Source organism: Vibrio atypicus (genome assembly GCF_009811315.1).
Lineage (GTDB): Bacteria > Pseudomonadota > Gammaproteobacteria > Enterobacterales > Vibrionaceae > Vibrio > Vibrio atypicus.
Genome location: NZ_BLID01000001.1, coordinates 463,513 through 478,122 on the forward strand (window position 1 = coordinate 463,513; position 14,610 = coordinate 478,122).

Here is a 14,610-nt window from a genome sequence, read left to right on the forward strand (position 1 = left end):
TTGATGACTCTTATCTAGGATGAAAAAAGCCAACCTCAGGCGAGGTTGGCAATTCTTACCTAGTAGGGGGTGGGTAAGATTAAGACAGTGCAAGCACACCATGAATTTCTGATTTAATCGTGTCAGACTGAGTACCAAAAATCGCCTGTAAGCTATCTCCAATCACAACAACATCATGCGCGCCCAGTTGTTTAAGCTTTTCAATATCAACATTTGCTATGTCTTTAACTGAGACACGGAGCCTTGTAATACACGCATCGACTGATTTGATATTCACCTTACCTCCAAGCGCTGCTACCACATCAACCGCTATCTCGTCAGGCTCTCCTGCGATCTTCACTTCAACTAAGTCTGTTTCTCGGCCAGGCGTTTTCAGATCCAACTTCACAATCAAGAATCGGAATAAGCCGTAATATAAACATGCCCAAATTGGTCCTATGATGATGAACATCCACGCGTTGCTCGACATTGGGTAGTAAAGGAAGAACTGAATCGCGCCGTGAGCAAAGTCTGTACTGTGCTTAATCTCAAGGAACGCGGTAATCGCAAAGGCAATACCTGTCAGGAAAATATGGATAACGTAGAGGACTGGTGCGACAAATAAGAAGGTAAATTCAATAGGCTCAGTAATACCTGTCAACCATGAAGTCAGTGCAGCCGACATCATTAGACCACCGACAATTTTCTTACGCTCAGGTGTCGCGCAGTGATAAATCGCCAAAGCAGCAGCAGGCAGTGCCCACATTGAGTACATAAAGCCGCCAGACAAATAACCCGCCGTTTTGTCACCAGCAAAGAATCGAGTTAATTCACCAGTGATCTCTTTGCCTGTATCAGGGTCAATATAGCTGCCCACTTCAAAGAAGAACGGTGCGTTCCAAATATGGTGCAATCCGACTGGCAATAGTGAGCGCTCACCTGCTCCGTACACTGCCCAAGCTAATACTGGATTCTGATACGCCGCCCAATGAGAGAACGCATCCAAAAGTTGACCGACTGGTGGCCAGACAAACGCAAGCGCACCACCGACTAAAATGGCCGACAAACCCGTGACGATTGGCACGAAACGTTTACCAGCAAAGAATCCTAAATATTCCGGCAAGCGGATGTTGTAAAAGCGGTTATACATTAGTGCCGCAACCGCACCAATAATCACGCCACCAAAGACGCCGGTTTGCAGTGTTTCGACTCCCATAATGGTTGCGTCGGTTTCTAAACCACGTAGACCAGTCACAATCCCGAGTGATGCATTCATAATGATAAGACCAACAAGCCCCGCTAGCGCCGCTGCACCATCATTACCTTTAGAGAGCCCCAGAGCGACGCCAACTGCAAACATCAATTGCATGTTGCCGAATACCCCATCCCCGGCAGCTAACATCACCTTACTGAGAGCATCAGGAATGAAAGCAAATCCTGCGTTGCCTATCCCCAACATTAAACCCGCGACGGGCAGAACTGCGACAGGCAACATTAACGACCGGCCTATCTTTTGTAGTTGTCCAAATATACTTCCAAACATGGTTCCCTCCTGACATTTGTCAGTGTTTTTATTGTCCGAGACCTTCTCAGAGCACTGTTTCACGTAAAGTCAGGGAGATCATATCGAGCAAAGCGATGTCCAAGGTTACAAAACACTGCCAGTTTGTAAGTGGTGACTTACAAATCAATGCCTTTGTAACCAATAAATTAGACGTACTTCAATTGAGAATTAATGATTAAAAATGCATCATATTTAAAACCAATAGCAAGGATGCTCAGCAATGGAAAACAAACAGATATTGGTCGTGGATGATAACCTAGAACTAAGGGAAGCGCTGTCGGATTACCTTGGCCGAGCTGGGTTTGAAGTGATAGGCGCTGAAAACGGCCGCGTGATGTGGCAGCAACTAAAACTCCACACTCCTGACCTGATCATCCTTGATATCATGATGCCAGGCGATGATGGCTTTACCCTTTGCCAGAAGCTTCGCCGTGATTCTCAAATTCCGATTATTATGCTGACGGCAGTCACCGAAGAAGCAGACAGAGTCGCGGGGCTTGAAATGGGCGCGGATGATTACATCACAAAATCTTTCAGCCCTAGAGAGCTACTGGCTCGCATCAAAACCATTCTACGTCGCAGTCAACAAACCCCGCATACTCAGCTCGCTCGAAAAGTACGTTTTGACGATTGGCAATTAGATACCGTGACCCGACAACTAAAACACCTAGATAACGAAGAGATAAAACAGCTCAGTGGTGCAGATCTCTCGTTGCTAGGGCTGTTCATTAACAATGCTAAATCGATCTTATCAAGAGATGAGATTGCCCGCGAAATATGGGGCAGAGACGCGGATCCTTTTGAACGTGGCATTGATGTCCAAATCAGTCGATTACGGCATCATCTGGAAGATAAAGATCGCTCCTTGATCCTAACGGTAAGAAACAAAGGCTACATGCTGACTTCGGACGTTCATTATGAAAATTAGCACGCTAACCGGATCGCTTGCCTTTCGAACCACGGTTTTCTTGTTAACCGTGATCATCTTAGCCCAGCTTCTGTCAGGGATGATCTGGTATCAACACGCCAGCGAAAGAGATAAACAAGGGCTCACCAATACCGTAAAAAGCTTGGCGCTCAGTGCTTCATCCACCATCTCGTTTTTCCAAACTTTACCACCTGAATATCGCCATCTAGTTCTCAATCAACTGCGAAATATGGGTGGTACACGCTTTTTTGTTTCTCTCAATAATCACCATATTGATACACCGCCCTTACCTAACAGTGACCGTAAAACTCTGGTTCTTAATCAAGTTGAACAAGTGTTGCAAAGCGAACTCCAAGGCTCGCCCAATATCTCGGTTGAATTCACTCAACGGGATCAATTGCGTGTCTTCAATAACGAGTTACCCATTGATGAATTGCCCCTACTGTGGGCGCACTACTCTCTCTCTTTTGGCGATCTCAACCCCCCAATTTTAGTGATGCAAGTTGAGGTTGACGAGAATGAGTGGTTCTATCTCGCGGCGGTTCTACCTGCACCCTATGTCAACCTGGAGACCAACTATTTCGATATTCGTGAATGGCTCACGCTGTTGCTTTCCGCGCTACTGCTGTTGATTTGTACTTGGTTTGTGATCAGAAAAGAGATCCAACCCATCCGCGAATTAGCCAAAGCCGCCACCCTGATGTCGAGTAAGCTCAAGATCCCCAAAGTGGAAGAGAGAGGCAGCCAAGAACTCAAAGCCGCCATTCGTGCATTCAATAAGATGAACCGCCGCATTGACAGCCATATCAAAGATAGAGAGATGCTATTCGGTGCAATTTCTCACGATCTCAAAACTCCAATTGCTTGCTTAAAACTGCGTTCAGAAATGCTGGATGATGACACAGAGCGAGAACGCTTTACGCGCCTAGCCAATGACCTGGATTTGATGGTCAAAGGTGCGCTGCAGTGTATAAAAGAGACCGACATACACGAAGAGATCGAACCTATCGATTTTAATCAGCTTATCCAACATATTGCCAGTACAGCGACTCATCAGCCCGAACGGATTAACATCCAAGGTACAATCCAATCTGAAGTGGCGGGCAAACCTTTGGCCATTAAACGCTGCATTCAAAACCTCGTCGATAATGCGCTGAAATACGGTGAAAGGGCGGAAATTCAGTTATTCGACAGCGCTGAATCGGTCAATATCGTCATTGACGATCATGGCAGCGGCGTCGATGCTGAACTATTGGAAAAGCTATTCCAACCCTACTTTCGGGCTAGCAAAGATCAAGACGGTTCAGGGCTTGGCTTAACTATTTCTCAAAGCATTGCAAAAGCGCACGGTGGCGACCTTTCTCTTAGCCACTCTTCAACTGGTGGGTTGCGCGCCACATTAACTTTCCCAAGAGAGTGACCATGAATAAACTGGCTCTATTAACCATCGCAATCGCGACAACTCATACTGCGCAGGCAGATGTTGAGTTTCTTCACTGGTGGACATCGCAAGGTGAACAAAAAGCGCTAGCGGTATTAAAGCAACAACTCAATGAGAATCAGATTACCCTCTCACCAAGCCCAGTTCTAGGTGGCGGTGGCGACAGCGCGATGACGGTTTTACAAGCACGAGCCATAGCTGGAAACCCGCCAAGTTTTGCTCAAATCGAAGGGCCAAGTATCAAAGCTTGGGACGCTATTGGCATACTGCATGATGTCGATAGCGTGGCGAAAAAACACCAATGGGATGAAGTTCTCTACCCACTCACCATACAAATCAATAAGTCTGACAACGGCTATGTTGCACTTCCACTGACTTTACATCGACTGAACTGGTTATGGGTCAATCATTCTTTACTGCAGCAACTTAACCAACCTGTCCCCACCACTTGGCATGAGATGTTCAGCGTGATGGAATTAGCGAAATCGGCAGGTATTAACCCACTTGCCGTTGGTGAGCAGCCTTGGCAAATTGCCCAGCTTTTTGAAAACTTGGTTATCGCGACTGGTGGAGTTGAGTTTTATTCGCGCGCTATGGTGGATCTTAAAAGCGACAGCATTAATAGCGATACATTAAGGCAAGCACTAAAACAACTGAGACGACTAAGCTTATTGACCGACAATCAGCTTGATGACGACAAATGGGACACAGCGACAACCGCTCTTGCCAATAACCAAGCGCTTTTTCAACTCGGTGGTGATTGGATCTTAGGAGAGTTGATGGCAAAGGGGATATCCGTACCGTCACAAATTGGCTGCTACCCTACCCCAGAAAGTGACGGTGTCTTTCTTTACAATATGGATAGCCTGATCTTTATGGCAAGCAAATCATTCAACGCCCAACAAGCTAGCACAACCGCAAACTTACTGGCCGACAAACAGTTTCAAGCTCAATTCAATCTCGTAAAAGGGTCGATTCCTGTGCGAATGGATATCGACATCAACCATTATAATCCGTGCCAAATCCAATCCTATCAAGATTTTAAGCAAGCTTTGGATGAGAAAAAGGCGGTACCAAGTATGATTGATTCCATGGCAGTCAACCCCGTGGCGCAGCAGGCAATCAACTCAGAGATATTTCGCTTCTACCGCAATAAACAACTCACAGAAGAGACCGTAATTAAGCGCATTATTGCCATTGCCGAGAGTAATTAGATCACACCGGTAATGTGAACCATTGACCTACACCTCAAAAAAACCGCGATTTGTGAATGGAAAGTCGCAATTCAATACTTGAATGGTATATTGAATACAATATTGCCATTTTCTAGAACCACCGGAGACTTGGATGTCACAAACACCTGTTTTTAAAACTCGAACGCAACTGGTAGAAGAAGCTATCCGCACTAAGATACTCAAAGGCGAGTTAAAAACTGGTCAGCCATTGCGCCAAGATGCATTGGCCAAAGAGTTTAATGTTAGCCGCATTCCTGTCCGTGAAGCATTAATGCAGTTAGAAGCCCAAGGATTGGTAAGCTTTGAGGCGCACAAAGGTGCAACCGTAACCGAACTTTCCCCAGATAAGATTGATGAGTTGTTTGAGCTAAGAGCGGTCGTGGAATGTCACATTCTTGAGCGTGCCATTCAAAACATGACCGATGAAGATTTGGCGAAAGCGAACGAGATCCGAGCTAAATTCGATGACTTAGTCAATCGCGGTGATGAAATTGAAGAGTGGAGTAACTACAACTACGAACTGCACAAAGCCCTTTATACACCAGCCAACATGCCAGAAACCATGGATGTGATTTACAACCTCAATACTAAATGCGATCGCTACATTCGTATGCAACTGTTGTTTACCGAAGGAACAGCGAAAGCAGATAAAGAGCATAAAGCCTTACTTGATATGTGCCAAAATCGCGATATTGAAGGTGCGAAATACATGCTGAAAAAGCACATTCTTGAGGCTGGTGCTGCTATTCGAGATTTACTGTTAGAACGTCAAAACTAAACACAATAATAAAAATATCGAACACAACACTGATTAAGTGAGTACCCACTATGCACATTGGTCCAGAGTTTTTGCTTGCTGCCATTCGGCAAAAAATTCGCGATGAGGGTTTATGCTACAGCGCGTTATCAGATAAAACAGGAGTTCCTTTATCCACCATCAAGCGCCATTTACATAATCCGGCGCTTGGTTTGGATAAAATTCTTATGTACACCACGCATCTGAATACCGATTTAATGGAGCTATCCCAAATCGCAATAAAGATTCAGCGAGACAACGAACAGTTTCTCTCAGATGAGCAGAATTCGTTGTTTGTTGAACACCCGTATTTATTGGATTTTATCTACCTTGTCACCTCATGCAATCGCTCACCAAAAGAGATTGCAGAGGAGTATGGGCTCTCTGATACCAGCTTGAGATTTTATCTCAGCATCGCTGAAATTCTCGGCTATATGGAAGCGCATGGAGACAAAATCTTTTACCGCTCTGGAAGGCGCTTCATTATGGAAGAAGGTACGGAGCTCGATACCTTGTTTAAGCGCCGCTTTGAGCAAATTTCGATGGCGCATGATAGCGTTTCTCAAGTATGCCAAGCGCGAGTCCGTCTTACCGCGGAGCAGAAACTCAAACTAGAACAAGAGATCGACCAAAAAGTAAGCGAGATGCATGCGGCGAACTGCGCCAATGAAACCGGCGAGTTAACCAATGTACTGTTTCGTAATACCCCGGGACAGCAGATCTTTTTTGCCGATAGTATGCCTGAGATAACAGGAGATCTACTTAAGCAAGTCTCCGCTCGTTTTCGTCGCCAATAGCCTTTCGTTTCATCGTTCAAAAATTGCCATGATCAATGAGTGATTTGTTGATTTGAAATCACTCATTTTTTGTACAGTTTCACTTTCTAAGACCGGCGGTCTTCGTTTTTGCCACCTTGTTACAAACATGTTAATTACCGTTTGTCGCTCCGTTTTATACAATATACATTCCTCTTATCCCCTTAGTGATTTACTCGTGTTAACACTTAAACCGTTCGAGTCGTTAGCCCTCCTTCAGACCAATCACTAAGGGGTTACTCCTATAAGGACATAACGAGGACGCTATGAAAGCCAAAAAACTACTCGCACTCAGTGCAATCGCAGCCGCACTATTTGCTGGCAACACGCTAGCCACACCTTATCCAGCTGGAACTAAACTGGCAGACAAACAAGAGATCACTCTAAACAATGGTGCAGAAGTCACCTCCATTGACCCAGCAAAACAAGCCGCCGAGCCTGCATTTAACCTGGGACGCGATCTGTTTGAAGGTTTAACCATTCAAGACAAACAAGGTAAAACCATTCCTGGCATTGCTAAAAGCTGGCATGCCAATGACAACAATACCGTTTATACCTTTAATCTGCGCCAGTCCCAGTGGTCAAATGGTGATCCTCTAACCGCTCACGATTTCGTTTACAGCTGGCAGCGCTTAATCAATCCAGAAACGGCATCGCCGTACGCATGGTTCGCTGCGATTCCGGGCATTAAGAACTCCAATAAAATCATGAAGGGTGAAGCTTCAGCAGATACTCTCGGAGTAAAAGCCATTGATGACTACACCTTTGAAGTCACACTTGAAAAACCAGTACCCTTTTTCATCAAACTACTTAGCCACCCAGTACTCGCCCCTGTTCACCAAGGCGTGATCGAAAAACACGGTAGCGCTTGGACTCAGCCACAAAACATTGTCACCAATGGTGCATTCACTGTCTCTGACTGGAAAGTCAACGAGAAGATGGTGATGGTGAAAAACGACAAGTATTGGGATGCAGAAAATGTTGTACTCGATAAAGTCACATGGTTACCAATTGGTGATGCGAACGTATCACTAAATCGCTACCTTGCCGGCGAAATCGACCAAGCACTTTCAATTCCTGCAGCGCAAAAAGCAAAACTGTTGAAGAAATTCCCTGCGGAAGTGGCAGACACCAGCGCTTCTCTTGGCTCAACCTTCTACTACTTAAATACTGAAAAAGGCGCAACTAAAGATCTTCGAGTTCGCCAAGCACTTTCCTACGCCATCGACCGCAACATCATCACCAAAGCGATTGTGAAGAACGGCGGCATTCCGATGTTTACACTTGTACCACCGCAAACCGACGGCTTCAAAACCCACACGCCCGAGTTTGCAAACTGGACTCAAGCAGAACGTAGCGAAAAAGCCAAAGCCCTTATTGCAGAGGCAGGTTACAACAAGAGCAACCCACTAAAACTGACCTTTACTGTGCCGACTTTCTCCACAGATGTGAAAATGGCGACCGCAATGGCAGGTATGTGGAAGAGCGTACTCGGCGTTCAAGTAGAAATCATTCAGCTTGAGCCAAAAGTATTCTACGCACTGAAAGATCCAGGCAACATTAGCCGCGGAGGTTGGACTGCTGACTACAACGAAGCGTCAACTTGGTTAGATATTTTTGTCTCGACTGGTGAGTACAACGACTCTAATTACAACAATCCAGAATATGACCGTCTGATGGCTGAATCGAAAAGCTTGAGTGACCCTGCAGATGAGTACATTGCTGCGGAGAAACTGCTTATCGAAGACATGGCAATCATCCCGATGTACCGCAGTGGCAATGACCAATACCTCATTAAAGAGTACGTTGGCGGCTACGAGCGTACTAACCCAGAATCGTCTTACTACCGCAAGAATGTTTACGTGAAAGCCCACTAATTGGGTCTGTTTGCCCGAGCCTACATTTTTTCTTTGTCCCTGTAGGCATCGGGCTTTTTTTCTAAGGAAAGGATACGTCATGTTGCTGTATATTCTTCGCCGCTTGCTTATCGCTGTACCCACATTGCTTTTTATCGCTTTGGTTTCCTTCTGGTTAATGCACATCGCCCCGGGCGGCCCATTTGATATGGAGCGCCCAATGCCAGAAGTAGTTCGCGCAAATATCGAAGCAAAGTTCCACCTCAACGAACCTTTTATCATTCAGTTTTTTATCTACATTGGTAACTTTATTCAGGGTGATTTAGGCCCAAGTTTTGTTTACCAAGATTTCTCCGTTACTCAGCTTGTTGCTCAGTCATGGCCTGTATCAGCAGTCTTGGGTGTGATTTCGTTTTGTATCTCTGTCCCGCTAGGCATGGTACTTGGCACCATTGCAGCGTTAAATCGGAATGGAAAGCTAGACTACTTACTCATGTCACTTTCTATGACGGGTGTGGTAATTCCCGCCTTTGTTCTCGCCCCAGTCTTAGTAACGATTTTCTCAATCCACCTTGGTTTACTCCCTGCCGGTGGTTGGGAGGGCGGTCAGCTGTCTTTTCTTGTCCTGCCGGTACTTAGCCTTGCCATTGGATCGGTTGCCAGCATTGCTAGGGTGATGCGCGGCGCAATGATAGAGACCTTAAACCAGCCTTACATTCGCACGGCAAAAGCAAAAGGCTTATCCACCAGCTACATCTTGTTTCACCATGCTTTGCGCCCATCCCTTATTCCAATTATTGCCATGCTTGGCCCAAGCTTTGTCGCGGTCATTACTGGCTCGGTCATCATCGATATCTTCTTTAGTACAGGTGGCATGGGACAGCACTTCGTTTCTGGCGCATTGAACCGAGATTATGGCTTAGTGATGGGCATTACTCTGATCGTCGCCTCTCTGACTATCTTCTTCAACCTTGTGGTCGACATTCTCTATACCGTCATCGACCCACGCATTCGTATGTAGGAGGTAACGAATGTTAACCAAACGCATAGATGCCCAAGAGCTGGCTGATCAAATGAGCTCTAATATTGAAGCGGTAGAAGGGCGCAGTTTATGGCAAGACGCCTGGGCAAGGTTCCGTCGTAATCGAGCGGCCATGACTTCTGTTTATGTACTGCTTTTTATTGTTGTCTGCATCACGTTCGGCCCTTATGTTGCGGCATTTGGCCACGACGAAATTGACTGGAATGTGGTAATAGATCCATATGAGCTAGGGAAACCTTCTATCGCATCAGGCCACTATTTTGGTACTGACGATTTAGGCCAAGATCTGTTTGCACGTACTATGCAAGGCGGCCGACTTTCTATCATGGTCGGTTTTATGGGCGCATTGGTTGCAGTTGTAATTGGCACGGCGTGGGGCGCATTGTCCGGCTACTTGGGTGGCTTAGTCGATAGCACCATGATGCGCATCATCGAAGTGCTCGACTCAGTCCCTTTCATGTTCTTAGTGATCTTGTTTGTTACCTTGTTTGGCAACAACATTTACCTCATCTTCGTCGTTATCGGCATGGTTTCTTGGCTCGGTATCGCGCGCGTCGTTCGAGGAGTCACGTTTAGTATTAAAAAGCGCGAGTTTATTGAAGCAGCCCATTCGATTGGCGTATCTCGCTTCACGATTGTTCGACGCCACATCTTGCCTAACGTACTGGGTATCGTGATGGTCTACTCCTCGCTGATGGTGCCAGGCTTTATTATGTTTGAATCATTTTTAAGCTTCCTTGGCCTAGGCGTTCAGCCACCAGACACCAGCTGGGGTATCTTGATTTCAGAAGGCGCAAAAACCATTGATGTTGCGTTGTGGCAGCTTCTATTTCCATCCCTATTTTTAGTCGCAACTCTATTCTGTTTTAACTTTATCGGTGACGGTCTGCGCGATGCGTTAGATCCGAAAGATCGCTAAGGAGCCATGATGAGTATTTTATCTATTGAGAACATGAATGTTCGCTTTCAAACTCCCGACGGTTTAGTCCAAGCGGTCAGCGACCTTTCTTACACCATAAAAAAAGGCGAAACGCTAGGAATTGTGGGCGAGTCAGGCTCAGGCAAAAGCCAGTCGGTTTTCGCACTCATGGGACTAACGGCGGATAACGGCGTGGTGAGCGGACAGGCAAACTTCCATGGTGAGAATCTACTCACCATGTCCAAAAAGCAGCTCAATCATATCCGAGCTGAAAAAATCGGCATGATCTTCCAAGATCCAATGACTTCACTCAATCCCTTTATGAAAGTCGGCAAACAGTTAGCGGAAGTCTTAATGATTCATAAAGGCATGAGTCGAAAAGAGGCCGAAAACGAAGCGATCGAGATGCTTGATGCGGTACGTATCCCTTCTGCGGCAACACGGATGACCCAGTACCCACATGAGATGTCAGGCGGTATGCGTCAGCGTGTAATGATTGCCATGGCATTGCTGTGTAAGCCCGAGTTATTGATTGCCGATGAGCCGACAACCGCATTGGATGTGACCGTACAAGCGCAAATACTGACTCTGCTGCGAGAACTTCAAGCCGAATTCAATACCGCGATTTTACTGATCACCCACGATATGGGTGTGGTGGCTGAAATGTGTGACCGAGTTTTGGTTATGTATGGCGGGCGTAAAATGGAAGAGTCCGATACCGATTCAATCTTTGACCGCCCTGCTCACCCATATACGCAAGGCTTACTTAAAGCGATTCCATCGATTACTGAAGATATGGCTCGCTTGCCAACGATTCCGGGCAACCCTCCGAGTGCTCTGATCCACAATAAAGGATGTCCGTTCAAAGAGCGTTGCAGTCAATACAGACCAGAATGCAGCGCCACCATGCCTCCATTCCGCTCCCTAACCGCTTCACAGGGAATGGCTTGCCACCTTACTCAAGATAACGCTGTGACTTCAATCGTTCGTAGTGCTTAGGAGATACAGATGGATAACAAAGAAATATTACTCTCAGCGAGAGATCTAAAAGTTCACTTCAAGATCAACAAACACATTTTGCCAAGCAAACGCAAAGTCGTTAAAGCAGTCGACGGCATTGACCTTGATGTTTATCGTGGCGAAACCTTAGGCGTTGTTGGCGAGTCTGGTTGCGGAAAATCGACCCTTGCTCGCGCTCTATTACGATTGATTGAACCAACCGATGGCGAGTTGCATTGGAAAGGGGAAAACATGCGCGCATTAGGCAAAAATGCACTTGCGCAGCGCAGACGTGAATTCCAAATGGTATTCCAAGATCCATCTGCTTGTTTGAATCCTCGCTTGACCATCTCGGAGTGTATCGCAGAGCCTTTGCTCACTCATGAGCCGCAACTGAGCCGCAAAGAGGTAGAAGCGCGCGTCATTGCCATGATGGATAAAGTAGGTCTACTCGCTAGCCAGCGTAACCGCTACCCGCACGAGTTTTCGGGAGGCCAATGTCAGCGTGTTGGCATTGCTCGCGCGTTGATTCTAAAACCAGACTTGATTGTTTGCGATGAACCCGTCAGTGCATTAGATGTGTCCATTCAGGCTCAAGTAATTAACTTGCTCGATGACTTAAAACAAGAGATGGGATTAACCCTCGTCATGATCGCTCACGATCTCAGTGTGGTCCGCCACATCAGCGATCGTGTCATGGTCATGTATTTAGGAAAACCAATGGAAGTCGGGGCTTACAACAAAGTCTTTGATGACGCTCAGCACCCATACACCAAAGCGCTACTTTCGGCTGTACCTATTGCTCACCCGACTCTGGCCCGAAACCGAGACATACAGCTTTTGCCTGGCGATTTACCCTCGCCAATCAATCCACCAAGTGGGTGTGTATTCCGCACTCGATGCCCAAGCGCGACACCTGTTTGTGGTCAACAAAAACCAACCCGTAGTGGCCAACCGGATCACCATATTTTCTGTACTCATACTTTGCTAGGAAGCCCGTCGCTATGACACTAAAAACGATACCTGAACGCTTATCTGCACTTCGTAATGGCATGAACAGCTATAATTTTGATGCTTACATCGTGACCAATAATGATCCACACGCCAGTGAGTATTCCGCTGATTATTGGCTTGCGCGTCAATGGATTTCTGGCTTTACAGGCTCTGCTGGTGATGTTGTAGTCACCCAGAATGGTGGCGGATTATGGACAGACGGCCGCTACTACATTCAAGGTGCAGAGCAGCTTGAAGGATCGGGGTTAACGCTATTCAAAGCGCCCCAACCAGAAACACCAACCATCCCTGAATGGTTGGCCGAGACACTACCAGAAAACAGTACAGTGGGAGTCGATGGTAGAAGCATCAGCCAACTTTTCTATGATCAACTTGTGACTGCATTCGCTAAAAAATCGATTCACATAGTGCTGGAACATGACCTCATTTCACCTATTTGGCAAGATCGCCCAAGCAGACCCAAAGCTCGCCTATTCAATCATCCAATTGAAGTTGCAGGCCAAACACCCACAGAAAAGGTCGATTTGATTCGTGGCTATCTCACTAAGCAAGACGCTGATGCCCTGTTAGTTTCAACGTTAGATGACGTTATGTGGATGCTCAATATTCGAGGTGGCGACACCGCTTATTGTCCGATCTCGGAAGGATATCTGCTAATCGAACAAAACAGCTGCCGTTTGTTTGTTGATGCAGACAAATTAACGCCTGAAGTTGTTGCCGCGCTATCAGCTCATCGAGTTCATATTCATGATTACGAGCACCTAACGACTGCGCTAAACTTGCTGGCCAGCGGCACTCAGATTATTCACACCGCTAAAAACTGTGACAGCCTAAGCATCAGCCAAATCAAAGCAGAGCTGACACTGATTGATAAGCCTTGCCCTGTCACTGATATGAAAGCGCAGAAAAACCCAACAGAGCTCACCAGCATGGAGGAAACTCTACGCCAAGATGGTGCCGCGGTGGTCAAGTTTATGAAATGGCTTGAAGAACAAGTACCAAGTGGCCAAGTCACCGAGCTTTCCGCAGAGCAAGCTTTGATGGGCTACCGCAAACAAATTGAGGGTTATGTTGGCGAGAGCTTTCGAACAATTGCTGGCTTCGCTGAACATGGCGCTAAAATGCACTACGCAGCAGATGCACACAGTAACTATACCGTCGCCGAAAGCCACTTTTTACTCGTGGACTCAGGAGGTCAATACCCAGGCGGTACAACCGACATTACGAGAACTTTTCACTTTGGTAGCCCAACAGCTTCAGAGATGCGTGACTACACCTTAGTGCTCAAAGCAGTGATTCGCCTCACCCAAGCGCGTTTCATGCAAGGGTCAACTGGTGCCAACTTAGACATTATGGCGCGCGGTGTACTTTGGCAGCATGGTATTGATTACAAATGTGGGACTGGCCATGGTGTTGGTATGTGCCTAAACGTGCACGAAGGACCGCAGAATTTCTCGCAAAACCCTGCAGAAGTGGCACTAAAACCGGGCATGGTGATCACCAATGAACCTGGAGTTTACCGTGAAGGTGTACATGGCGTAAGAATCGAAAACATCATGAAAGTGGTCGAAATTGAAGAGAACGAGTTCGGCATTTTCTACGGTTTTGAGACCATTACTCTCGCCCCTATCGCCACTAATATGATCGACAAATCGATGCTAGATGTCAGTGAAGTCGAATGGCTCAACAAGTACCACATCCAATGCTTAGAGCAGCTATCACCGTATTTATCGGCTGATGAGCAACGCTGGTTATCGCAAGCGACTCAGCCTATCTAAACAGGCCTTAAGTCCACCCTATTTAAGTTATCAGTAGGGTGGCTACCTCTTCTCATCAGAATGATTTGTGAGTCATAACAACTTCGTCTTATTTAGTCAGAACAAATCCCCAATCCCCCTTAGTTCATTTGTTTCATAAGCATCTCAAAAATAAGAATACAAATACAAAGCACTATCAAGCTCAAAGTTATTCATCATTTTTATGATTTATTCGCAGCGTTATTTTATAAATTAGAGCCAAATA

At 46.3% G+C, this 14,610-nt stretch carries 12 protein-coding genes; 11 read left to right on the top strand and 1 reads right to left on the bottom strand.

Annotation, left to right across the window (positions count from 1 at the left end):
• Nucleotides 1-79: 79 nt before the first annotated feature.
• Nucleotides 80-1,522, bottom strand: coding sequence for a glucose-specific PTS transporter subunit IIBC (gene ptsG, locus GVO60_RS02030; protein ID WP_159650930.1), 1,443 nt, complete (start codon nt 1,520-1,522; stop codon nt 80-82).
• A 241-nt stretch (nt 1,523-1,763) separates the two neighbouring features.
• Between ptsG and GVO60_RS02035 the strand changes: the two genes are divergently transcribed.
• The 11 genes from GVO60_RS02035 to GVO60_RS02085 all read left to right on the top strand — a co-directional run bounded on the left by GVO60_RS02035 (nt 1,764) and on the right by GVO60_RS02085 (nt 14,366).
• Nucleotides 1,764-2,471 carry a response regulator transcription factor gene (locus GVO60_RS02035; protein ID WP_159650931.1) on the top strand — a complete coding sequence of 236 codons (708 nt, stop codon included), beginning with the start codon at nt 1,764-1,766 and terminating at the stop codon, nt 2,469-2,471.
• Nucleotides 2,461-3,891, top strand: a complete 1,431-nt coding sequence (locus tag GVO60_RS02040) for an ATP-binding protein (RefSeq protein ID WP_159650932.1) — start codon at nt 2,461-2,463, stop codon at nt 3,889-3,891. Before GVO60_RS02035 ends, GVO60_RS02040 begins: the two co-directional genes overlap by 11 nt.
• A 2-nt stretch (nt 3,892-3,893) precedes the next feature.
• Nucleotides 3,894-5,126, top strand: coding sequence for an ABC transporter substrate-binding protein (locus tag GVO60_RS02045; protein ID WP_159650933.1), 1,233 nt, complete (start codon nt 3,894-3,896; stop codon nt 5,124-5,126).
• Between the two features lie 133 nt (nt 5,127-5,259).
• A complete protein-coding gene (locus GVO60_RS02050; RefSeq protein WP_159650934.1) occupies nt 5,260-5,925 on the top strand; it encodes a GntR family transcriptional regulator in 666 nt (221 codons plus the stop codon).
• A 50-nt stretch (nt 5,926-5,975) separates the two neighbouring features.
• The gene (locus GVO60_RS02055) at nt 5,976-6,740 is read left to right on the top strand and encodes a transcriptional regulator (protein WP_159650935.1); all 765 of its coding nucleotides are present in this window, start codon (nt 5,976-5,978) and stop codon (nt 6,738-6,740) included.
• Nucleotides 6,741-7,024: 284 nt separating this feature from the next.
• Nucleotides 7,025-8,635, top strand: coding sequence for a peptide ABC transporter substrate-binding protein (locus tag GVO60_RS02060; RefSeq protein WP_159650936.1), 1,611 nt, complete (start codon nt 7,025-7,027; stop codon nt 8,633-8,635).
• A gap of 79 nt (nt 8,636-8,714) precedes the next feature.
• Nucleotides 8,715-9,635: an oligopeptide ABC transporter permease OppB gene (oppB, locus tag GVO60_RS02065; protein WP_159650937.1), complete on the top strand. Its 921-nt coding sequence runs from the start codon at nt 8,715-8,717 to the stop codon at nt 9,633-9,635.
• A 10-nt stretch (nt 9,636-9,645) separates the two neighbouring features.
• Entirely contained in the window at nt 9,646-10,575 is a 930-nt protein-coding gene (locus GVO60_RS02070) for an ABC transporter permease subunit (RefSeq protein WP_159650938.1), read from the top strand.
• A 9-nt stretch (nt 10,576-10,584) separates the two neighbouring features.
• Entirely contained in the window at nt 10,585-11,574 is a 990-nt protein-coding gene (locus GVO60_RS02075; protein WP_159650939.1) for an ABC transporter ATP-binding protein, read from the top strand.
• Nucleotides 11,575-11,583: 9 nt separating this feature from the next.
• Nucleotides 11,584-12,582, top strand: a complete 999-nt coding sequence (locus GVO60_RS02080) for an ABC transporter ATP-binding protein (protein WP_159650940.1) — start codon at nt 11,584-11,586, stop codon at nt 12,580-12,582.
• A complete protein-coding gene (locus tag GVO60_RS02085; RefSeq protein ID WP_159650941.1) occupies nt 12,579-14,366 on the top strand; it encodes an aminopeptidase P family protein in 1,788 nt (595 codons plus the stop codon). Before GVO60_RS02080 ends, GVO60_RS02085 begins: the two co-directional genes overlap by 4 nt.
• Nucleotides 14,367-14,610: the final 244 nt, after the last annotated feature.